Source organism: Paraburkholderia caffeinitolerans (genome assembly GCF_902859945.1).
GTDB lineage: Bacteria > Pseudomonadota > Gammaproteobacteria > Burkholderiales > Burkholderiaceae > Paraburkholderia > Paraburkholderia caffeinitolerans.
This window is the reverse complement of record NZ_CADIKL010000004.1, coordinates 79,834-100,948: the sequence shown is the minus strand read 5'-3', so window position 1 is coordinate 100,948 and position 21,115 is coordinate 79,834. Positions and strand designations below refer to the sequence as shown.

Sequence of the window (21,115 nt, the reverse complement as noted above, 5' to 3'; positions counted from 1 at the left end):
GGAGCCAGCATGGATAACGCGAATCTCGGCAACAGCCTCGACCTCACGAACCGCTTCGCGCTGGATGTGCAGGGCTTTAACTCGATGCGCGCCGCCGCCAATGCCTCGCCGCAGCAGGGCGTGAAGATGGCCGCGAAGCAGTTCGACGCCGTGTTCACGCAGATGATGCTCAAGAGCATGCGCGACGCGACGCCCGACGACGGCCCGCTCGACTCGAAGGACGGCGCGCAGTTCGTTTCGATGATGGACCAGCAGCTCGCGCAGCAGATGTCGAATAAGGGCATTGGCGTGGCGAACGCGATGATCAAGCAGCTCATGCGCAGCATGGGCGGCGATGCGGGTGCGGGTGGCGCTGGCGGTATTTCCGGCGCGATGTCGGGCGCGGGCGGCAGCGGCAACGGCAACGAAGGCAACCTGGCGATGCTGAACGCGCTGGGCCGCGCCTACGGCAACGCCGCTGCGAACGGCGCGCTGGGCCGCTCGCAGGGTTGGGACGCCAATAGCGCGCTCACGCCGCCGGTGCGCGGCAACGGCGACGAAAAGGTGGACGCCTTCGTGAACAAGCTTGCGGGCGGCGCGCAGCAAGCGAGCGCGGCCACCGGCATTCCGGCGCGCTTCATCGTCGGCCAGGCGGCGCTGGAGTCGGGCTGGGGCAAGCGCGAGATCATGAAGGCCGACGGCTCGACGAGCTACAACGTGTTCGGCATCAAGGCCACCAAGGACTGGACCGGCAAGACCGTCTCGACCATGACGACCGAGTACGTGAACGGCGAGCCGCACCGCGTGGTGGAGAAGTTCCGCGCCTACGACTCCTACGACGACGCGATGGCCGATTACGCGAGCATGCTCAAGAACAACCCGCGCTACGCCTCGGTGATCAACAACTCGCGCAGCGCGGAAAGCTTCGCGCACGGCATGCAGCGCGCGGGCTACGCGACTGACCCGCACTACGCGAAAAAGCTCATGTCGATCATGCAGCAGATGGCCTGAGCGCGCGCCTGTGCGCCAGCGCGTGGAATATTTGTGCGATCCCCCTAAATTTCCGCCCGCGCTTGCCGCTAATGCAGGCGAGATCCAAAAGAATCACGGGCGGGGAGAACCGCCAGGACGGCGTGTGGGGGCTCAGCCCACGGCGCGCCGGCATGTCCACGAAATTCCGCCAGGCCGATGAATACCGTTCAGTCGAATCAACAGCATGCTCCCGAGGACGAAGTCCCCGACTATGGGCGGCGCAACCCGCTGGAAGTTGGCGTGCAGTTGCGCAACCTCGCCACTCGCGGCGATTTCCTGACCCTGCAATATGGCGGTGGTCAGTTGGTCACGCGCATCCTCGACGTGAACACGCGCGAGCGCAGCTTCGTGTTCGACTGGGGCGCATTGCCCGAGCAGAACCGCGACGTGCTCGCGAGTGCGCGCTGCCAGTTCCACGCGTCGCCCGACGGCGTGCGGGTGGAATTCTCCACCGCCACGCCGCGCGAGACCGAATTCGAAGGCCGCCCCGCGTTCGAGGCCGCTTTCCCCGAGGTGCTCTTCTACATGCAGCGCCGCGAGTATTTCCGCGTCGATACGCCGGTGCTGGAGCCCTGCCTGTGCAAGGGCGCGCTGCCCGCCACCGGCGAGCGCTTCCAGTTCGAGGTGCACGACCTGTCGCTCGGCGGCATCGGCCTGCGCACGACCGACGAGCGCGCGGCCACGTTCGAAATGGGGCTGAAGCTCGCGAACGTCGAACTCGACTTGCGCTCGCACGGCACGCTGCGCGTGGATCTCGCGCTTGCGGTGCTGCGCTTCATCGACTTGCCCAATGGCGAGCGGCGCTATCACCTCGGGTTTCGATTCGTGGCGCTGCCGGGCGCGGCGGAGAACAGTCTCCAGCGCTACATCACGCAGCTCGAAATGAAGCGCCGCGCGTTCCAGCGCGCCTGAGCATCGCGAGCGGGCCGCGGACGGCGGGCGGCCGCGGCCTGCGAGCGCCCAATCACATACACATGCTCATGCAGGCGCTCAATTTCCGCGCCTCGCTGCCGTTATTACATGGGTTCATCCACGCGGCCTGAACACACTGCATCAAGGCCGCTCCTGAGGATCAAGCATGTCCAACATCTTCTCGATCGGGCTCTCCGGGTTGCAGGCGGCCCAGGTCGGCATTGCCACCGCCGGTCAGAACATCAGCAATTCGTCGACGCCGGGCTACAACGTGGAAACCGCGGTCTACCAGGAAGCGGCCGGCCAGTACACGGGCTCGGGCTACCAGGGCGGCGGCGTGACCACGGCCACGGTGCAGCGCGCCTATAGCCAGTACCTCACGACCGCGCTGAACAATGCGCAATCGGGCAACAGCGCGCTCACCGCGTCGTACACGCTCGCCACGCAGCTCTCGAACCTCGTGGGCAGCCCGACCTCGGGGATCGCCACGTCGATCACGACGTTCTTCTCCGGATTGCAGAACGTGTCGAACTCGCCCGCGAGCACGGCCACGCGTCAGACCGCGCTGTCCGACGCGCAGTCGCTCGCCGACCAGATCAACGCCGCCGGCCAGCAGTACGACGCGATGCGCCAGAGCGTGAACACGCAGTTGTCGAACGCGGTCACGCAGATCAACACCTACACGCAGCAGATCGCGCAGCTCAACACGCAGATTTCGATGGCGAGCAGCGCGGGCCAGCCGCCGAACCAGTTGCTCGACCAGCGCGACCTCGCGGTGTCGAATCTTTCGCAGCTCGTGGGCGTGCAGGTCGTGCAGAACAGCAGCGGCTATAGCGTGTTTCTCGGCAACGGCCAGCCGCTCGTGGTGAGCGGGCAGAACTACAACCTGACCACGCAGCCCTCCAACGCCAACCCCGCGGAAATGACCGTGGCATGGCAAGGTTTGCCCGGTTCGACCGCCAAGGCGCAGCCGCTTTCCAGCGCGGCATTGCAGGGCGGCACCGTGGGCGGCCTCGTCTCGTTCATGCAGAACACGCTGGACCCGGCGCAGGCGCAACTGGGCGCGATCGCCACGAGCTTCGCCGCGCAGGTGAACCAGCAAAACGCGCTCGGCCTCACGCTCGGCGGCGCTGCGGGCGGCGCGCTGTTTACCGTGAGCGGGCCGGTGGTCACGGCTAATCTCGGCAACAACCCCAACAGCACCGGCGCGGTCTCGGCCACGCTCACCAACGCCGCGAACCCGCCCACCGACAACTACACGCTCTCGTATTCGAGCGCGGCGGGCGGCACGTGGACGCTCACCGACTCGACCACCAACGCGACGTACACGACCACCACCCAGCCGAGCCAGGGCAATCCATTCGCGCCCACGGGCAGCGGCCTTTCGATCACGTCGACGGGCACGATGAACGACGGCGACTCGTTCTCGATCCAGCCGACTGCGGGCGCGCTCGACAGCTTCGCCGTCGCGACGAGCGATCCGTCGCTGATCGCGGCCGCCTCGCCCGTTCTAGTCACGGCGGGCGGCACCAACACGGGCACGGCCACCGTCACGCAGGGCACGGTCAGCGCGGGCTATGCCGTGGCCTCGCCGGGCCTGCAACTGAGCTATGCGGCTCCGGGCACGGGATCGACTACCGGCACGCTATCGGGATTCCCGGTGGGCTCGACGGTCTCCGTCACGGTGCCGGGCTCGAGCACGCCCACGCCGTACACCATCACGAGCAGCACCACGACGATCCCGTACGACCCGAGCACGGGCGCGACCATCGCCATCAGCGGCGACACCAGCGGCACGGCCAACAACGTGAGCTTCTCGATGACGGGCGCGCCCGCGAACGGCGACACCTTCACCATCGCGCCGAACACGAGCGGTGCGCAGGACGGCCGCAATGCGCTCGCGCTCGCGAACCTCACCTCGGGCACGGCGTTCGCCGGTTCGCAGACGCTCACGAACGCGTACTCGAACTACGTGAACACGATCGGCAACACGGCGAGCCAGTTGAAGGCGTCGAGCACCTCGCAGCAATCGCTCGTCACGCAGCTCACTTCGCAGCAGCAGTCCGTGCAAGGCGTCAACCTCGACGAAGAGGCCGCCAATCTGCTGCAGTTTCAGCAGCTCTACCAGGCCAACAGCAAGGTGATCCAGACGGCGGCCTCGCTGTTCCAGACCCTGCTTGGCATCTTCCAGTGAGGCGCTGACCCATGCGTATCGCGACTTCCCAGCTTTATTCGTCCAGCGTGGCGACGATGGAGAACCAGCAATCGCAGCTGCTCCAGACGCAACAGCAAATCTCGACCGGCGTATCGCTTTCGACGCCCGCCGACAACCCGCTCGGCGCGGCCCAGGCCGTGCAGCTCTCGGCCACCAGCGCGACGCTCACGCAGTACGCGTCGAACCAGAACATGGCGCTGTCCTCGCTGCAGCTCGAGGATTCGACGCTCGGCAGCGTGACGACCACGCTGCAGGCCATCAGCCAGCAGATTCAGTCGGCGATCAACGGCTCGCTCAACGACTCCGACCGCCAGGCGCTCGCCAAGCAATTGCAGGGCGAACGCAGCCAGTTGTTCACGCTCGCCAACACCACCGATGGCCAGGGCAACTATCTGTTCTCGGGATTCAAGAGCACCGCGCAGGTGTTCACCAACGCCACCGGCGGCGGCGTGACGTATAACGGCGACCAGGGCCAGCGCCTGGTCCAGGTGGGCGGCTCGCGCCAGATCTCGGTGAGCGACACGGGCGCGGCGGTGTTCCTGAACGTCTCGGCGGTGGGCTCGCAGGCTGTCGCCGGCGGCAGCATGAAGAACACAGGCACCGGCACGATCAGCGGCGTCACGGTGACCGATCCGACCCAGGCCACGAACGGCCATCCGCTGTCGATCCAGTTCGGCACCGACACCACCTCCGGCGCGCTCACCTATTCGGTGATGGACAACTCGACCAATCCGGCGACGACACTCGCGTCGGATCAACCCTACACGGATGGCTCGCCGATCGACCTCGGCGCCGCCGGCAATATCGGCATGAACGTGACGATCTCGGGCACGCCCGTGGCGGGCGATACGTTCTCGGTCACGCCTGCTACCGCACCGCAGAACAGCAGCGTGTTCAGCACCATCGACAGCGTGATTGCCGCGCTGCAAACGCCGGTGAACGGCAGCCCGTCGGCCGGCGCGAATCTCACGAATGCGCTGCAAAGCGGTTTAACCGCAATCGGCAATTCGATCTCGAACGTGGTCACGATCCAGGCGTCGGTGGGCGGCAGAGAACAGGAAGTGAAGGCGCTGCAAACGGTGACGTCGACGAATTCGTTGCAAGTGACGTCGAATCTCAGCGATCTCACGGGCACCGACATGACTGCGGCCATTGCTCAGTACACGCAACTTTCCAATGCACTGACAGCTTCGCAGAAGAGTTTTGCAGCGACTCAGAATCTTTCGCTATTCCAGTACATCAATCCCTGACGGTTAAATCTGGGAATCATTTCCTGAATAAAAAAGCGGAGGTGCGCATTCGGCGCACCTCCGCTTTTTTTATCTCTGAGCCCGGGTTCTTTTAAGAGTCATCTTACGTATCGCTTTCCTTCGACCCAATAGAATCCTCGCTCTGCTTACGTTTACTTACATTTTTCAGATGTGCTTATGTAAGCAGTCCGAAGAGCCCCCGGCGTGGGAATAGACCATAGCGCCCCGTCCGGGTAATGAAAAGAACTCGTTACAAGGTCAGGAAATGAGCTACAACAAGTCCATTCGCCACCGACGCTCCCGAACGCCACACCAGCCGGCTTTCCGGCTCGCGATCATGCCCGCCATGCTGACTGCCGCTCTCGGCTATGCAAACGGCGCTGGCGCGGTCGAAGGCGGGGTCGTCGCGGCGGGCAGCGGCACGATCGCCACGCAGGGCACCAAAACGACGATCAATCAGGCCACCGACAGGATGGTCGTCAACTGGAACAACTTCAACATCGCCCGTGACCAGAGCGTGGCGTTCAACCAGCCCAGCGCAACCTCGGCGGTGCTCAACCGCGTGACGACGGCGGCGCCCACCCAGATCGACGGCGCGCTGACGGCGAACGGCCGCGTGTTCGTGGTCAACCCCTCGGGCGTGATGTTCGGCAAGACCTCGCAGGTGAACGTGGGCAGCCTCGTGGCGTCGACGCTCAGCGTCGATAGCCAGAAGTTCATGGACGGCGGGGAACCCGTCACCGGCATCATGAATCTGTCCGCGAACGGTGGTCAGGGCGTCGTCTCGAACGACGGTCAAATCACCGCGCGCGAAGCGGTCGTGCTGCTCGGCGCGAAGGCGACCAACCAGGGCACGATTCGCGCGAAGGACGTCACGCTCGGCGCCGCCGACGGCGTGGCCATGCAGATGAACGGCTCGGGCTTCAAGGTCATGCTCGGTCGCGAAGCGCAGAACGCGCTCGCGGCCAATAGCGGCGTGATCACGGCGAGCGGCGGCAACGTCCAGCTCAACGCCGCGGCAACGGGCGCGATGCTCGCCACGGTGGTGCAGAACTCGGGCACGCTGGAAGCCACGCGCGCCACCACGGGCGAGGGCGGCTCGATCATCCTCGGTTCGCAACTCGACGGCAACGTCAGCGCGGGCGGCCGCATCAACGCGGCAACCGACATTACGATCGGCTCCGCGCCGGTCAACTACCCGCCGCTCCTGTCGCCGTTCAACGCCGACACGGCGCCGTCGGGTGGCGAATACGCCAGCGCCGGCCACAATGTGACCATCGAGAAAGGCGCGAATCTGACCACTTCGCAAGGCTCGGTGTCGATCGGCAGCGCGGGCGGCGACGTCGTGTCGAACGGCCGCATCAGCAGCAGCGGCGACGTCAAGATCGGCGCGGGCGGCACTGGCGCCGTCGCGGTCAACGAAGCGATCAACGGGCGCAGCGTGGCCGTGCAAGGCACCGGCGTCGACATCAATTCGTGGATGACCGCCTCGACCGGCGACCTGTCCATCAAGGCCGATGGCGCGGGTGCAGGCAACCTGAACCAGAACGCGAACCTGGAAGCGACGAAGGGCACGGTCAACCTCACGGGCACCAACGTCACGCAGAAGAAGGGCACCAGCATCTATGGCGGCAACGGCGTGCAGATCGGCGCGACCGGCACGCTTCAGGCCGCACGGGTGAACGGCAACAACGGCGATGTCCAACTGGGCGCACTGGGCGGCATTACGGTCAGCGACGCGATCAACGGCGGCAGCGTGGCCATGCAGGGCACGGGCGTCGACGTCAACTCGTGGATCAACGCCTCGACGGGCGACGTGTCGATCAAGGCCGATGCCCTGGGCAAGGGCGACCTGAACCAGAACGGCGAAGTGAAGGCGTTCAAGGGCGCAGTCAATCTCACGGGGACCAACGTCACGCAGAAGGGCTACGTCACCTATGCCGCTAACGGCGTGAATATTGGCGCAACCGGCGCGCTCCAGACGGCGCGGATCGACACCGCGGGCGACGTGCAGATCGGCGCGGCGGGTCCGATCAAGGTCACCGACGGCATCAACGGCAGCAGCGTGTCGATGCAGGGCACGGGCGTCGACGTCAATTCGTGGATTACCGCCACGAAGGGCGACGTGTCCATCAAGTCCGATGCTCTTGGCAACGGCGACCTGAACCAGAACGCCAACGTGACTTCGAACCAGGGTTCGGTCAACCTCACGGGCACCAACATCGCCCAGAAGAGAGGCATCGGCACCTATGCCGGCAACGGCGTGAATATCGGCGCAACCGGCGCGCTCCAGGCAGCGCGGGTGAGCGCCAACGGCGATGTCCAGATCGGCGCGGCGGGTCCCATTGCGGTCAACGACGCGATCAACGGCCGCAGCGTGGCCATGCAGGGCACGGGCGTCGACATCAATTCGTGGATCAACGCCTCGACGGGCGACGTGTCGATCAAGGCCGATGCTGCGGGACCCGGTAACCTGAACCAGAACGGGGAAGTGAAGGCGTTCAAGGGCGCGGTCAACCTCACGGGCACCAACGTTACCCAGAAGGGCTACGTCACCTATGCCGGCAACGGCGTGAACATCGGCGCAAGCAACGCGCTTCAGACCTCGCGGATCGACTCCGCGGGCGACGTGAAACTTGGTGCGGCGGGCGCAATCAAGGTTACCGATGCGATCAGCGGCCGCAGCGTGGCCATCCAGGGCACAGGCGTCGATGTCAATTCGTGGATTACCGCTTCGGCTGGCGATGTGTCCATCAAGGCCGATGGTCCGGTGGGCCTGAGCGGCCAGGGCGACCTGAACCAGAACGCGGACGTGAAGGCGTTCAGGGGTTCGGTCAACCTCACGGGCACCAACGTCACGCAGAAGCTGGGCTACGTCACCTATGCCGGCGGCGACGGCGTGAATACGGCCACCAGCGGCGTGAATATCGGCGCAACCAACGCGCTGCAGGTGGCGCGCGTGGACTCCGTGGGCGACGTGCAACTCGGCGCGGCAGGCCCGGTCAAGGTCGTCGACGGCGTCAACGGCCGCAGCGTGTCGATGCAGGGCACGGGCGTCGATCTCAATTCGTGGATCACCGCCACGAAGGGCGACGTGTCCATCAAGGCCAATGGCCTTGGTAATGGCGACCTCAATCAGAACGCCAGCGTGACGTCGAACCAGGGTTCGGTCAACCTCACGGCCACCAATGTCCTGCAGAAGAAGGGCATTACCACCTATGGCAACAACGGCGTAAAAATTGGCGCGACCGGCACGCTTCAGGCCGCACGGGTGAACGGCAACAACGGCGATGTCCAACTGGGCGCACTGGGTGGCATTACGGTCAGCGACGCGATCAACGGCGGCAGCGTGGCCATGCAGGGCACGGGCGTCGACATCAACTCGTGGATCAACGCCTCGACGGGCGACGTGTCGATCAAGGCCGATGCCCTGGGCAAGGGCGACCTGAACCAGAACGGCGAAGTGAAGGCGTTCAAGGGTGCAGTCAATCTCACGGGGACCAACGTCACGCAGAAGGGCTACGTCACCTATGCCGCTAACGGCGTGAATATTGGCGCAACCGGCGCGCTCCAGACGGCACGGATCGACACCGCGGGCGACGTGCAGCTTGGCGCAGCGGGTCCGATCAAGGTCACCGACGGCATCAACGGCAGCAGCGTGTCGATGCAGGGCACGGGCGTCGACGTCAATTCGTGGATTACCGCCACGAAGGGCGACGTGTCCATCAAGTCCGATGCTCTTGGCAACGGCGACCTGAATCAGACCGCGAACGTGGCGGCGAACCAGGGTTCGGTCAACCTCACGGGCACCAACATCACGCAGAAGAAGGGCGTCAGCACCAATGCCGGCAACGGCGTGAATATCGGTGCGACGGGCACGCTCCAGACTGCACGCGTGATTGCGGGCGGCGATATCCAGATGGGCACGCTGGGCGATGGCGACCTGGCGGTAACCGGCGAGGTCAACGGCGCAAGCGTGGCCATGCAGGGCACGGGCGTCGAGATCACCGCGCCGATCACGGCCACCAAGGGCGACGTGTCGATCCAGGCGTTCAACACCAAGCTCGGCGATCTGACGCAGTTCGCGAACGTGACGGCCAACAAGGGTTCGGTCAACCTCATCGGCGGCAACGTCATTCAGACCTCGGGCGTCAATACCGTTGCGGGTCAAGACGTGAACATCGCCGCGGCCGGCGAGCTCCGGGCACAACGGGTGAGCGCGGGCGGCGACGTCCTGCTCGCTGCGGTCGGCGACGGAGCGCTGACGACGAACTCGGAGGTCCGGGGCGGCAGCGTGACCATGATGGGCTCGGGCGTCAACATCAATGGCAATGTGACCGCCACGACGGGCGACGTGCAGGTCCAGGCCGACGGCGCGCTTCCCGGCAACCTGAAGCAGTACGCGAACGTGACGGCCAACAAGGGCTCGGTCTTGCTCGCGGGCTCCAACGTCGTGCAGGACTATGGCGTGAGCACCACTGCGGGTCAGGACGTGAAGATCGGCACCAGCGGCACGCTCCAGGCAGGGCTGCTGACCGGCAAGACCGTCTCGGTCGAAGGTGACACCGTCTACCTGCTGCGCGATGTGAATGCCGATGGCGATATCGTTGCTCACGCAACGAATCGTGTTTGCACACCTGCGGACGCAGGATGCAGCACCGGCACGAAGGGCGTCTTCCAGCTGGGCAACATCACCAGCCGCAACGGTGGCGTTCTGCTGGCCGTCGATCCGGGCGTCTCGATCGATCCGAGGACGGGCATTCCGACCATCGCCTATACCGGCATGATCGGCCAGTACGCCTCGTCGCAGACTCGCGCGGCCACTGACATCGCGCTGCGCGGAGTTGCGGTCTATGCGGCCAACAACACGGCAGGCAAGTCGATCACGGTGGATGCCGGGCTCGCGAAGTATCAGGGCACGCTGAAGGCGCCGACGATCACGCTGCCCCAGGCCATTTCCGTTTCGGATAACGGCAGCGGCCAGTAACCGGCAGTAACGGCAGCATCGATCACCGGCGCCGTTTCCGGTGGTCGCGGAGACGGGCAGCCGCCCGTCTCCAGCCGGCTTTAGCTTCAATTGGCCGGCCCATACGACAAGGGAGAGGCACGCGTTGCCGCTCCCTCCCTGATTGGTCCTCCCTCTCCTCCCTTTCGCGTTCCGGCACCACCGGCACGTCTTGCGGATTGGGTCGCGCCGATTTGCACCCTTGTTTTCTTTTGCACCTTGAAAGTCTCTAACCGGTACCGGCACCTTTGCCATCGCCTCGGCCCTGCCTGTCTGCCGTTGCTCGGCCTGACGGCGTGGCATGTCTCCGCACAAGCCTTCGAACTCCCCAACGCCGGCGCATTGATCCGGCAGAACGCCGACACGACGCGCGGCATCGAAGGCGAGTCCGCAGTCGAGCGCGCGCCCGCTTTGCAGCCGTCGACGCCGGCCGAGACCGCTCCCGCCGAGGGCGAGTTCACCTTCGTCGTCAACGCCTTCGCGTTTGACGGCGCGCTTTCCGCAGCGGAGCAGCAGCGCGTCGATGCATTCCTCGCACCATGGCGCGGACGCAGCGTGACGCTTGCGCAATTGCATGCGCTGCGCGACGAACTAACGACGGTGCTGTACAACGGCGGCGATACGCTCGTGCGCGTGACGCTGCCGCCGCAGACCGTCACGGCAGGCGTGGTGCGCTTCGGCATCGAGCGCGGCCATGTGGAATCGGTCGCTGTGGAGAACGGTTCGAAGGTATCGACGCCAAGGCTCAAGGCCATCCTGGCGACCACGAGCGAGGCCACGCCGACCCTGCGCGAAATCGAGCGCAACATGCGGGTTGTCGAAGGCGTTCCGGGCGTCGGTTCGGTGTCGTCGACGCTCGCGACCGGAACCGAAGCGGGCGGCACGATCGTCGGTGTCGACGTCACGCCCGCCGACCGCTATTACGCCTCCGCGACCATCGACAACTCGGGGTCGCGCCAGGCGGGTTGGCGCCGCGTCGGCGTGTCCGGCGGCGTCAATAACCTGCTCGGCCTCGGCGACCAGTTGCAGGCGAGCGTCAACTTCACGCCGCGTTTCATGCAGACGAGCTCAGGCGAGGAAGGACGAACCCGCCTCGGCCGGCTGTCCTACGACATGCTGACCGGATTGGGCGCGAGCCGGGCGGGCATCGCGTACTCGCATGTCGATTACCGGCTTGGCGAGGAGTTCAGCGGCCTCGGCACCGGGAGTGCCGACGTCGCCAGCGTGTATGGCTCTTCGCCGCTGATCCGCACCGCCAATGCGAGTCTCGACCTCGGCGCGAGCATGGAAGCGTGGTTCACGAGCGACGAACGACTCGACAACATCCTCGAGAGCCGGCAACGCAATTACGTTGCGTCGATGCGCGCCGACGGCAACTACTACGGCCAGTGGGGCGGACGGCGCAACGCGACGCAGTACAGCTTCGTGACGAGCTATGGCACGACCACGCAGAAGGAATACGACTACACCACAGCGAACCCGGTGTATGTGGATCGCCGTTCTAATTTCCTGAAGATCGAACCGACCGCCACGTTTATTCAAGCGCTGACGTCGACCACGCAGGCGACACTCTCGGTGCATGGCCAATGGGCGAGCCGAAGCCTGAACGGTTCACAGCAACTCGGCCTGGGTGGGCCGACGGCCGTGCGCGCGTACGACCAGAACACCGCGTCTGTCGACGATGGCGTAATTGCCTCGGTTGGCGTGAGCCAGTTCATCCCGCCGCTGCCCGGTGTCGCATTGCAGGTCTTCTATGACGAGGCGCACGGCCGGATCCGCAACGATGGCGCCATGACGGGGGCGTCGGTGCGATTGCAGGGTTACGGGGTTGGCGCGAGCTATACCGGCAAGCGCGTGTCGGCGCAGATCAGCTACGCGATGCGCGCGGGATCCGCGCCCGAGCATGCGGCGCGTCAGCAGACGTGGGTGACGTTGACGGCGGCGATATAGGGCGTGATTGGCGTTGCAGTGCCTCACGGCACTGGCCTGAACCCCGCCGCCACCCGCCCCATCTGCTCGACCCCGCCATCGAAAAGCCGCGCGAAGTACGGAATCAAATTCGGCATCATCAACTGAATCAACAGCAAGCCCACGAGCATCGTGAGCGCAAACCCGATCTGAAAGATCCCGATCTGCGGTGCGGCGCGATTCAAAATGCCAAGCGAGATATTCGTGATGAGCAACGCCACCACCACCGGCAGCGAAAGCAGCAGCCCCGCATTGAAAACCGTCGCGCCCCAATTCACGATCAGCCGGTAGCCATTGCCGGAAAGCACGTTGGCTGACACCGGCACGCTATGAAACGTTTCCACCAGCGCGGCAATCATCTGCAAATGCCCGTCGAAGACGAGAAACGCGAGCATGGCCATGATATTGAGCCACGATGAAAGCGCCGGAGTCGATGTATTGGCCTGCGGGTCGAAGAACGACGCAAAACCCAGCCCCATCCCCAGGCCCATCAAATCGCCCGCCGCCGTCACCACCGCGAACACGATCTGCATCGTAAAACCCAGCGCCGCGCCGATCAGAAACTGATTGACGAGAATCCACACGCCTTCGGCAGAAAACACCGTGACCTGCGGCATCGCCTGAAGCGTGGGCGCAACGATAAGCGTAACGAACGTAGCAAGCCCGATCTTCACGCGCGTGGGCACGGAGCGATGGCCCACCAGCGGCGCGGCGGCCACCAGCGCAAGAATGCGCGTGAACGGCCAGAGGAACGCCGTGAGCCAGAGATTGAGCTGCGCGTAGGTGACGGTGAACATCGGCAGGCGAGCGTCGGTGAATGTCGAGAAGCGCGCGCAAAAAGATCACGCAAAAACGCGCTCAGCCCGCGAGCGCCGGAATGCTCGCGAACATGTGATGCATGTAATCGAGCATCGTCGTGAGCATCCACGGCCCCGCAATCACGAGCGTCACCGCAATCGCGATCAGCTTGGGAATGAACGAGAGCGTGCTTTCGTTGATTTGCGTGGCCGCCTGGAACAGGCTCACCACGAGACCCACCGCGAGCGACACGAGCAGCAGCGGCGCGGCCAGCAGCAACGCCACGTACATGGCTTCGTGCGAAAGGGTCAAGACGGTTTCGGGCGTCATGGCTACCTCAGGTAAAGCTCTGCGCAAGCGAGCCGATCAGCAGTTGCCAGCCGTCCACGAGCACGAACAGCATGAGCTTGAACGGCAGCGAGATCGTTGCGGGCGAAACCATCATCATGCCCATCGACATGAGCACGCTCGCCACCACCATGTCGATGATGAGAAACGGAATGAAGATCGTGAAGCCGATCTGGAAGCCGGTCTTCAATTCGCTCGTGACGAACGAGGGCACGAGCAGCGTGAGCGGCACGTCCTCGGGGCCCTGCATGGGCGCCGCGTGCGAGATGCGCGCGAACAGCGCGAGGTCGGACTCGCGGGTCTGGCGCAGCATGAAGGTCTTGAAGGGCGCGACGCCGCGCGTCACGGCTTCGTCCATCGGCAGCGTGCCGGCGGCGAACGGCTTGTAGCCGTCGTTGTAGGCTTTATCGAGCACCGGCGACATCACGAACAGCGTGAGAAACAGCGCGAGGCCCACGAGCACCTGGTTGGGCGGCGTGGTGGTCGTGCCGAGCGCCTGGCGCAGCAGCGAGAGCACGATGATGATGCGCGTGAAGCTCGTCATCATCAGCACCATCGCGGGCAGGAACGACAGCATCGTGAGCAGCAGCATCGTCTGCACGCTCAGCGAATACGTGGTGCCGCCGTTCGGGCCCGGGCTCGTGTTGAAGGCAGGCAGGCCTTGCGGCTGCGCAAGCGTCTGTGCGTTCGCGAGGTGCGGCAGCAGCATCGCCACCGCGGCTATGCCGAGCAACAGCGCAATGGGCAATGCGGCGCGCGAGATTTTCTCGATCAAGGAAGTGTGCGCGCGAGCGCGCGCCTCTGGAAGGGGGCTGCCGTACATTTACTGCGCTCCGCCGTCGTGACGCTTGAAACGTTTGCCTGCTTCGTGTTTCAACGCGTCACGAAAGCGCTGTCCGAAGTTGCCTTGAAGGGCGATGGAGCCGGTTGAAGCACCGGCGGCGGCAGGCAGTTCGCCTGCGGGCATCGTGTGCAGGAGCCGCACATTGCCGGGGGCTGCGCCGAGCACGAGCCAGGTGTCGCCGATCTCGACCACGGCCACGCGCTCCTTGCCGCCGAGCGAAGCGCCGCCCACGGTCTTCACGAGCGCGCTCTTCGGGCCGTGCTGGAGGCCGAGACGCCGCGCGAGCCACGCGCAGCCGAACACCACGCCAATCACGAGCAGAAGGCCGAACACGGTTTGCAGCACCGCGCCGAAGCCGAGCGAGGGCGCCGCGCTGCCCACGATCACCGCGGATGCGCTCGACGCCGAGCGTGCGGCTTCGTTCACGGCCTGGAGGTCGGCGGCTTGCGCGGGCGCGGCGGCGAGCCACGCGCATGTGCAGGCGCCAGCGAAGGCACTAATCCGCGCACTGAGCCGCGCAAAACCGGATGCGGCAAGGCGTTTCATCGATTGAGCTTCCGGATGCGCTCGGAGGGCGTGATGATGTCGGTCAGGCGGATGCCGAACTTGTCGTTCACCACCACCACTTCGCCCTGGGCGATGAGGCAGCCGTTCACGAGCACGTCCATGGGCTCGCCGGCGAGGCCGTCGAGCTCCACCACCGAGCCCTGCGCGAGCTGCAGCAGGTTGCGGATGGCGATCTTGGTGCGGCCCAGTTCGACGGTCATCTGGACGGGGATGTCCAGGATCATGTCGATGTCGTTGCGCGTCGCGCCCGAATCGACCTTCGAAAGCGGCTGGAACACGGCGGCGGGCTGCGCGGCCACTTCGTGGCTTTCGTGGCCGTTCTGCTCGGCGAGCGCCGCGGCCCAATCGTCCATCTCCATTGCGCCAGCTGGATCGGCCGCGGGGGCCGGTTCGCGCACGGGCTCGCTGCCTTGCAGGGTGTTCACGTCACTCATATCCACCTTCCTTCATCGTGTCGGCTGCGCTGATCATCTTCTGGACCCGCAACGCGTATTGACCATTGAAAATTCCGTAGCCGCACTCCATCACCGGCACGCCGTCCACCTTGGCGACGATGTGCTCGGGAATGTTGATCGGCAGCACATCGCCTTTTTTCATGTTCAGGATCTGCTCGAACGTGACCGGTACTTGCGCGAGATCCGCGGTGAGCTCCACTTCGGCAGCCTGCACCTGCTGGGAGAGCACGCGCACCCAGCGGCGGTCCACGTCGAGTACTTCGCCTTGCAGCGGCGAGGAGAGCACGTCGCGGATCGGCTCGATCATCGAGTAGGGCATGCAGATGTGCAGCGTGCCGCCCGTCGAGCCGAACTCGATCGAAAACTGCGTGACGATCACGATTTCGTTGGGCGTCGCGACGTTGGCGAACTGCGTGTGCATTTCCGAGCGCACGTATTCGAACGTGAGCGGGCGCACGCTTTTCCAAGCGGTGGTGTAGTGATCGAACACGAGGTTGAGCAGCTTGCTGATGATGCGCTGCTCGGTCTGCGTGAAGTCGCGGCCTTCGACGCGCGTGTGAAAGCGCCCGTCGCCGCCGAACAGGTTGTCCACCACGAAAAACACGAGGTTCGGATCGAACACGAACAGCGACGTGCCGCGCAGCGGCTTCACGTGCACGAGGTTCAGGTTCGTCGGGATCGGCAGGTTGCGCGTGAATTCGCTGTACTTCTGCACGCGCACGGGGCCCACGGAAATCTCGGCGGTGCGGCGCATGAAGTTGAAAATGCCCACACGCAGCAAACGCGCGAAACGCTCGTTGATGATTTCGAGGCCGGGCATGCGCCCGCGCACGATGCGTTCCTGCGTCGCGATGTTGTACGGCCGCACGCCGGGCTTTTCGGTCTGGGCGGCCTCGGTTTCGATTTCGCCGGTGACGCCCTTGAGGAGGGCATCGACCTCCTCCTGCGACATGAACTCGTCGTGACCCATGCTCATGATGCAAGGCTCCGGATTGGCTGCGCGCTATCCACGCCATCCACGCTATGCGCGCTGGCGCGCACGGCATGCAGGCGAACGCGCGGGTTCATGTTGAGCGTGTTCATGCTGGGCTTATTGCACGACGAATTCGGTGAACAGCACGTCTTCGACGCGAGCGGCCGTGCCGCGCGAATCGGACGGCTGGGCGATCAGCGTAGCGAGCTCGGTAGCGAGCGCGCGCTTGCCGTCGAGCGGCGCGAGATCGGCCGGGTGTTTGTTCGAAAGCGCGAGCAGCAGGCGGCTGCGGATCTCGGGCATGTGCGCGGCGAGCGCGTCCTGGGTCGCCTGGCTGTCGAGCTTGAGCGTGAGGCCAATGCGCAGATAGTGCGTCTCGCCGTCGTCGGATTGCAGATTGACGGTCATCGGCTCGAGCGCGTAGTAGACGGGCACGGCCGGCGGCGGGGGCGCGCTCGCCGCCGGGGCGCTCGCTGCGTGGCGCGACATGAAGAACCAGACGCCGCCGCCCGCAGCTCCTGCGGCAAGCACCGCGATGAGCACGATGAGAAGGACGCGCTTCAGCGGTCCGGGTTGCGTGCCCTGGGGCGCGGCTTGCTGGGTTGCGGTCGTGGTCGCCATGTCGGTCGTGAGCCTGGGTGAGTCGTGATCGTGCGGATCATGCTGTTGTCGGGGCCGGGCGGCGCTTCGTTGCCGATTGCCATGATCGCCATGGCGCGCGCGCATTCATACCGGCAGCCTGCATTGTTCCGGCTTTTGCATTACAGCGATGGGAGGAATAGACGGGGGATTTGCGGCTATCTCGCGGCTTTGTTGCGCGAGCGCGGCTTGGGCGGCGAGGCATGGGCGGGTTGAGGCGTCGATGGATCGACGCCTCGCTCTGTGCTTGCGCCGATGCGAGAGACCGCGGGACTGCGCGGGACTGCGCGGGAACGTCTCAGGCAAACGTGTCGATCAGGCCCACGCTACGCTGCGTGGCCGTGGCGGCGGTGTTGGTGGCGCTGTCCGCGCCACTGGCCGTGCCGATGCCCGCCACGCCAGCCGAACCCGACCCACGCGATCCGCGCGAGCTCGCGCCGCTGCCGCTGTCTTGTTGGGCCTGCTGGTTCATCTGGCGCGAGAAGCCGTCGCTCACGCTCGCGCTGCCAAGGCCGATGCCGTTCTGCTGCATCTGTTCGCGCAGCTTCGGCAGCGCGGCCTCCACGGCCTCGCGCACCTGCTGGTGCTGCGAGACGAACAGCGCGTGCGCATGGTTGTCGGCGACTTGCAGCACGACCTGCAACGGCCCGAGGTCCTTGGGATTGAGCGTGAGTTCCGCCGATTGCTGGTGGGCGTTCGAGAGGAACACCACTTTCTGGCTAAGCGCGTCTTCCCAAGGCGGCGTGCCCACTTGCGGCGCGAGCGTGGCGGATGCAGCCGCTGATGCAGCGGGGTTGGCGCTCGCGCTCTGGGCGGCCTGGGTCGCTTGTGCTTGAGCCGCTGCTGCGGCGGCTTGAGCGGCCGCCAGGGCGTCGGTGGCGCTGCTCGATGCAGCCGGTTGCGCGGACGTTGCCTGTTGCTGCGCTGCTGCGGCCAGCGTGGCATTGGCGTTTTGCGCGGCTGCGTCCTGCGGCGTGGCGGCTACCGACTTCGCGGCGTTGTCGGCGGCGTTCTTGTCGTCGATGCCCGCGCCCAGGGTTTTGGCCTTCGCCTGCGTGCCCATGTGCGCCGCAAAGCTGCCCGCTATCGTCGAATTGGCCGGGGGCGTGGCAGCGCTGCCCGCAACCGGCGTGTTCAGCGTGCCCGTACCGCCGCGCAGCGTCGCGAGCGCGGCGTGCAGCGCGTCGCTCACCGACTTCGGGTCGCCGCTGGCGGTGCTCGTGCCGTCGCCGGCCGTGCCGCTCGAGGTGCTTGTGCCATTGGTGCCGCCAATGCCGTTCGCGTCGGTGCTCGCGCCCGTTGCTCCGGCTGCCGCCGAGGCTACGCCCGCGAGCGCGGCCTCGGCAGTGGCATCGCCGTTGCTGAGCGCCTGCTGCGCCGTCTGCATGGCCTGTTGGGCTTGCTGCGCCTGAGCCTGTGCCGCGGCGGCCTGCGAGCCGGCGGCTTCGGCCTGCTTCTGGCGTGCGAGGGCGTTGTCGGCGCGGTGATCGACGCCGTGCGAAGCGCGGTTACCGGTCTGCTGGGACGCTTGCGCGGATGACGTGGATTGAGCAGGCTGCGCCGCAGCCGCGCGCGCGCCGCTGTGGGCAGACGAACCCGCACCCGCGGCATTCGCCGAAGCCTGCGCCCCTTGCTGTGGCGAACTGGCCTGGGCTACCTGGCGTAATGCGCCGCTCCGCGCGTTCTGCGCGGAAATGCTTTGCTGGAGCGTTTGCGCGAAGCCTTGGCTCGCGAGGTCGGAAGCGCTCGCGGCGGCGCCATTGCTGGCGCCGCTCTGCGCGCCCGTGGCCGCATCCACGGCGGCGCCGAGCAACGAACTGACTGCGGATAGAAGCGACATGCTGCTAGCTCTCTTGAACGTGATCCGGACGCGCCGGTGCCACTAATAAGTCACTAATTTCACTAATGCGCGTTGCGCATGCGCAGCGCGCGGGCGGCGTGCTCGTCGGCGTCGCGCTGTTCGGTGCGCGCATCCTTGCGCGCCTGCACCTCGTCATGGCGCGATTGCAGCACCTCGTACGAGCCGAGCTTCTGCTTGCTGCGCTGCCAGTCGGGCTTGGCGGCCTCCACGCGCTGCGTGGCTTGATCCAGCAGGCGGCGCTGCTGCTCGATGGCGGTGTCGAGCGTGTCGATGAACGCCTGGAAGTTGCGCACATTGCCGGCGGCCATGCCGGCGCGCGCCGATTCGGTGAAGCGCGTGTGATACTCGTCGCGGTAATCGATCAGCGACTTCAACTGCTTTTCGATTTCCCCGCGCTCGCGCTGCACGCGCCCGAGTTTTTGCGTCGCGGTGTCGACATCGTCTTGCGCGAGCCCGATGAGGGTTTGCAGTGCGGTCTGCCTCGTCATGTCCTGGTCCCCTGTGCATTACCGATGAGCGCGCCGAGCATCTCGACGCTTTGTTCGTAGTTCGCGGTTTCGCGAAAGCCCTGCTGAAGAAACGCTTCGATGCGCGGATACAGCGCGATGGCGCGGTCAAGCACCGCATCGCGTCCGCTCACGTAAGCGCCCACGTTGATGAGGTCGCGGTTGCGCTGGTAGCGCGAGAGCATCTGCTTGAACGCGCGCGTGCGGTTCAGATGCGGCTCGTCGATGAGCGCGGTCATCGCGCGGCTGATCGACGCCTCGATGTCGATGGCCGGATAGTGGCCCGCTTCGGCCAGCGTGCGCGAGAGCACGATGTGGCCGTCGAGAATCGCGCGCGCCGAGTCGGCGATCGGATCTTGCTGGTCGTCGCCTTCGGTGAGCACGGTGTAGAACGCGGTGATCGAGCCGCCGCCTTCGGGGCCGTTGCCAGTGCGCTCGACGAGCGCGGGCAGCTTCGCGAACACCGAGGGCGGATAGCCCTTGGTCGCGGGCGGCTCGCCAATCGCGAGCGCGATCTCGCGCTGCGCCATCGCGTAGCGCGTGAGCGAATCCATCAGCAGCAGCACGTGCTTGCCCTGGTCGCGGAAATATTCGGCGAGCGTAGTCGTGTACGCGGCGGCCTGCATGCGCAGGAGCGGCGAGACGTCGGCGGGCGCGGCCACCACAACCGAGCGAGCGAGGCCGTCAACGCCCAGGATCTGCTCGATGAATTCCTTCACTTCGCGGCCGCGCTCGCCGATCAGACCGATCACGATGACTTCCGCGCTGGTGGCCCGCGCCATGGTGCCGAGCAGCACCGACTTGCCGACGCCCGAGCCTGCAAAGAGGCCCATGCGCTGGCCGCGCCCGACCGTCAGCAGCGCGTTGATCGCGCGCACGCCCACGTCGAGCACCTTGTGGATCGGCTCGCGCTTCAGCGGGTTGATGACGGGCGCGGTGAGCGGCGCATCGGCTTCCACATTCAACGCGCCCAAGCCGTCGAGCGGGCGGCCCGAGGCGTCGAGCACGCGCCCGAGCAGCCCCCAGCCCACCGGCAGGCGCTTGGCGCCGGCCATCGGGTCCGCAATCGGCGCGCTTTCCAGCGGCCAGACCCGCGCGCCGGGCAAGAGGCCCGCGACTTCGGTGGTCGGCATCAGAAAGAGCTTGTCGCCGGCGAAGCCCACGACCTCGGCTTCGGCCATCGGCAGCGAACTGCCCGGCGGCAGTTCGATCATCACTTCGGCGCCCACGGCGAGACGCAGCCCCACGGCTTCGAGCACGAGGCCCGCTGCGCGCGTGAGACGGCCGCAGCCGCGCAGCGGCAAGGCCAGCGCGTTGCGCGCGCGCACGCTCGCGAGGCGGGCGTTCCAGGTGGTCAGGTGCGGGTTGGCCGGGTCGTAGCTGGGCGGCGGAGTGTGGGACACGCGCGGGTCGGCGGCCGGGTCACGCGGGCCGCTCTGGCTGGCCGATGGATTGTCGTGGCCGGCATCGGCGCCGTTCCGCGCTGCGCGGGAGGTATCGGCCGCATTGGCTGCATCGGCCGCATCGGCCGCATCGGCGATAGCGGCCTCGACGGCGTCGAGCGTCGCGGCGGCTTGAGTGACGGCATGTGCGGCTGTATCGGCGCCATGCTGGCTGGCTTGCGCGTCGTCGCCCACCAGCATTCCGTGCGTTTGCGCCAGGTCGTGCGCGCCGGGCCCGAACGATGCGAGCGCAAGCTCCTGCTCGAGCGGCGTGAGGCCGCCCGTGTGGATGGTCTGGTGCGGGTTGGGGCTCATCGTGTT

At 66.0% G+C, this 21,115-nt stretch carries 17 protein-coding genes; 7 read left to right on the top strand and 10 right to left on the bottom strand.

Annotation, left to right across the window (positions count from 1 at the left end; translation table 11 throughout):
* The first annotated feature begins 9 nt into the window (after positions 1-9).
* The 6 genes from flgJ (at position 10) to HV773_RS05070 (ending at position 12,343) form a co-directional block, all read left to right on the top strand.
* Positions 10-990, top strand: a complete 981-nt coding sequence (gene flgJ, locus HV773_RS05095) for a flagellar assembly peptidoglycan hydrolase FlgJ (RefSeq protein ID WP_129563107.1) — start codon at positions 10-12, stop codon at positions 988-990.
* A gap of 177 nt (positions 991-1,167) precedes the next feature.
* Positions 1,168-1,923, top strand: coding sequence for a flagellar brake protein (locus HV773_RS05090; RefSeq protein ID WP_129563106.1), 756 nt, complete (start codon positions 1,168-1,170; stop codon positions 1,921-1,923).
* 166 nt (positions 1,924-2,089) lie between these two features.
* Entirely contained in the window at positions 2,090-4,117 is a 2,028-nt protein-coding gene (flgK, locus tag HV773_RS05085; protein WP_129563105.1) for a flagellar hook-associated protein FlgK, read from the top strand.
* Positions 4,118-4,128: 11 nt separating this feature from the next.
* Positions 4,129-5,388 (top strand): flagellar hook-associated protein FlgL, encoded by a 1,260-nt coding sequence (gene flgL / locus HV773_RS05080; protein ID WP_129563104.1) that lies wholly within the window; start codon positions 4,129-4,131, stop codon positions 5,386-5,388.
* 265 nt (positions 5,389-5,653) lie between these two features.
* Positions 5,654-10,375 carry a beta strand repeat-containing protein gene (locus HV773_RS05075; RefSeq protein WP_129563103.1) on the top strand — a complete coding sequence of 1,574 codons (4,722 nt, stop codon included), beginning with the start codon at positions 5,654-5,656 and terminating at the stop codon, positions 10,373-10,375.
* A 297-nt stretch (positions 10,376-10,672) separates the two neighbouring features.
* Positions 10,673-12,343 (top strand): ShlB/FhaC/HecB family hemolysin secretion/activation protein, encoded by a 1,671-nt coding sequence (locus tag HV773_RS05070; protein ID WP_227875328.1) that lies wholly within the window; start codon positions 10,673-10,675, stop codon positions 12,341-12,343.
* Between the two features lie 23 nt (positions 12,344-12,366).
* Here the strand turns inward: HV773_RS05070 and fliR are convergent, their stop codons facing one another.
* The 7 genes from fliR to fliL all read right to left on the bottom strand — a co-directional run bounded on the left by fliR (position 12,367) and on the right by fliL (position 16,967).
* Complete coding sequence (fliR, locus tag HV773_RS05065) at positions 12,367-13,158, bottom strand: flagellar biosynthetic protein FliR (protein WP_129563102.1); 792 nt, start codon at positions 13,156-13,158, stop codon at positions 12,367-12,369.
* 61 nt (positions 13,159-13,219) lie between these two features.
* Positions 13,220-13,489 (bottom strand): flagellar biosynthesis protein FliQ, encoded by a 270-nt coding sequence (fliQ, locus tag HV773_RS05060; protein ID WP_129563101.1) that lies wholly within the window; start codon positions 13,487-13,489, stop codon positions 13,220-13,222.
* Between the two features lie 7 nt (positions 13,490-13,496).
* The gene (gene fliP, locus HV773_RS05055) at positions 13,497-14,216 is read right to left on the bottom strand and encodes a flagellar type III secretion system pore protein FliP (RefSeq protein WP_227875426.1); all 720 of its coding nucleotides are present in this window, start codon (positions 14,214-14,216) and stop codon (positions 13,497-13,499) included.
* Between the two features lie 114 nt (positions 14,217-14,330).
* Positions 14,331-14,897 (bottom strand): flagellar biosynthetic protein FliO, encoded by a 567-nt coding sequence (gene fliO / locus HV773_RS05050; protein ID WP_129563100.1) that lies wholly within the window; start codon positions 14,895-14,897, stop codon positions 14,331-14,333.
* A complete protein-coding gene (gene fliN / locus HV773_RS05045) occupies positions 14,894-15,352 on the bottom strand; it encodes a flagellar motor switch protein FliN (RefSeq protein WP_129563099.1) in 459 nt (152 codons plus the stop codon). Before fliN ends, fliO begins: the two co-directional genes overlap by 4 nt.
* Entirely contained in the window at positions 15,345-16,343 is a 999-nt protein-coding gene (fliM, locus tag HV773_RS05040) for a flagellar motor switch protein FliM (RefSeq protein ID WP_129563413.1), read from the bottom strand. The genes fliN and fliM overlap by 8 nt, the downstream gene beginning before the upstream one ends.
* 120 nt (positions 16,344-16,463) lie before the next feature.
* Positions 16,464-16,967 carry a flagellar basal body-associated protein FliL gene (gene fliL / locus HV773_RS05035; protein ID WP_129563098.1) on the bottom strand — a complete coding sequence of 168 codons (504 nt, stop codon included), beginning with the start codon at positions 16,965-16,967 and terminating at the stop codon, positions 16,464-16,466.
* A gap of 24 nt (positions 16,968-16,991) precedes the next feature.
* On the opposite strand from fliL, the gene HV773_RS05030 reads away from it, so the two are divergent.
* The gene (locus tag HV773_RS05030; RefSeq protein ID WP_129563097.1) at positions 16,992-17,201 is read left to right on the top strand and encodes a hypothetical protein; all 210 of its coding nucleotides are present in this window, start codon (positions 16,992-16,994) and stop codon (positions 17,199-17,201) included.
* An 82-nt stretch (positions 17,202-17,283) separates the two neighbouring features.
* On the opposite strand, the gene HV773_RS05025 is transcribed toward HV773_RS05030, so the two are convergent.
* The 3 genes from HV773_RS05025 to fliI form a co-directional block, all read right to left on the bottom strand.
* Entirely contained in the window at positions 17,284-18,825 is a 1,542-nt protein-coding gene (locus HV773_RS05025; RefSeq protein ID WP_129563096.1) for a flagellar hook-length control protein FliK, read from the bottom strand.
* Between the two features lie 62 nt (positions 18,826-18,887).
* Complete coding sequence (fliJ, locus tag HV773_RS05020; RefSeq protein WP_129563095.1) at positions 18,888-19,334, bottom strand: flagellar export protein FliJ; 447 nt, start codon at positions 19,332-19,334, stop codon at positions 18,888-18,890.
* The gene (fliI, locus tag HV773_RS05015; protein ID WP_129563094.1) at positions 19,331-21,109 is read right to left on the bottom strand and encodes a flagellar protein export ATPase FliI; all 1,779 of its coding nucleotides are present in this window, start codon (positions 21,107-21,109) and stop codon (positions 19,331-19,333) included. Before fliI ends, fliJ begins: the two co-directional genes overlap by 4 nt.
* Positions 21,110-21,115: the final 6 nt, after the last annotated feature.

Coding starts and splice junctions, on each gene's coding strand:
- flgJ (WP_129563107.1), top strand. CDS start 10: ATGGATAACGCGAATCTCGGCAACAGCCTCGACCTCACGAACCGCTTC.
- HV773_RS05090 (WP_129563106.1), top strand. CDS start 1,168: ATGAATACCGTTCAGTCGAATCAACAGCATGCTCCCGAGGACGAAGTC.
- flgK (WP_129563105.1), top strand. CDS start 2,090: ATGTCCAACATCTTCTCGATCGGGCTCTCCGGGTTGCAGGCGGCCCAG.
- flgL (WP_129563104.1), top strand. CDS start 4,129: ATGCGTATCGCGACTTCCCAGCTTTATTCGTCCAGCGTGGCGACGATG.
- HV773_RS05075 (WP_129563103.1), top strand. CDS start 5,654: ATGAGCTACAACAAGTCCATTCGCCACCGACGCTCCCGAACGCCACAC.
- fliR (WP_129563102.1), bottom strand. CDS start 13,158: ATGTTCACCGTCACCTACGCGCAGCTCAATCTCTGGCTCACGGCGTTC.
- fliQ (WP_129563101.1), bottom strand. CDS start 13,489: ATGACGCCCGAAACCGTCTTGACCCTTTCGCACGAAGCCATGTACGTG.
- fliP (WP_227875426.1), bottom strand. CDS start 14,216: ATGCTGCTGCCGCACCTCGCGAACGCACAGACGCTTGCGCAGCCGCAA.
- fliO (WP_129563100.1), bottom strand. CDS start 14,897: ATGAAACGCCTTGCCGCATCCGGTTTTGCGCGGCTCAGTGCGCGGATT.
- fliN (WP_129563099.1), bottom strand. CDS start 15,352: ATGAGTGACGTGAACACCCTGCAAGGCAGCGAGCCCGTGCGCGAACCG.
- fliM (WP_129563413.1), bottom strand. CDS start 16,343: ATGGGTCACGACGAGTTCATGTCGCAGGAGGAGGTCGATGCCCTCCTC.
- fliL (WP_129563098.1), bottom strand. CDS start 16,967: ATGGCGACCACGACCGCAACCCAGCAAGCCGCGCCCCAGGGCACGCAA.
- HV773_RS05025 (WP_129563096.1), bottom strand. CDS start 18,825: ATGTCGCTTCTATCCGCAGTCAGTTCGTTGCTCGGCGCCGCCGTGGAT.
- fliJ (WP_129563095.1), bottom strand. CDS start 19,334: ATGACGAGGCAGACCGCACTGCAAACCCTCATCGGGCTCGCGCAAGAC.
- fliI (WP_129563094.1), bottom strand. CDS start 21,109: ATGAGCCCCAACCCGCACCAGACCATCCACACGGGCGGCCTCACGCCG.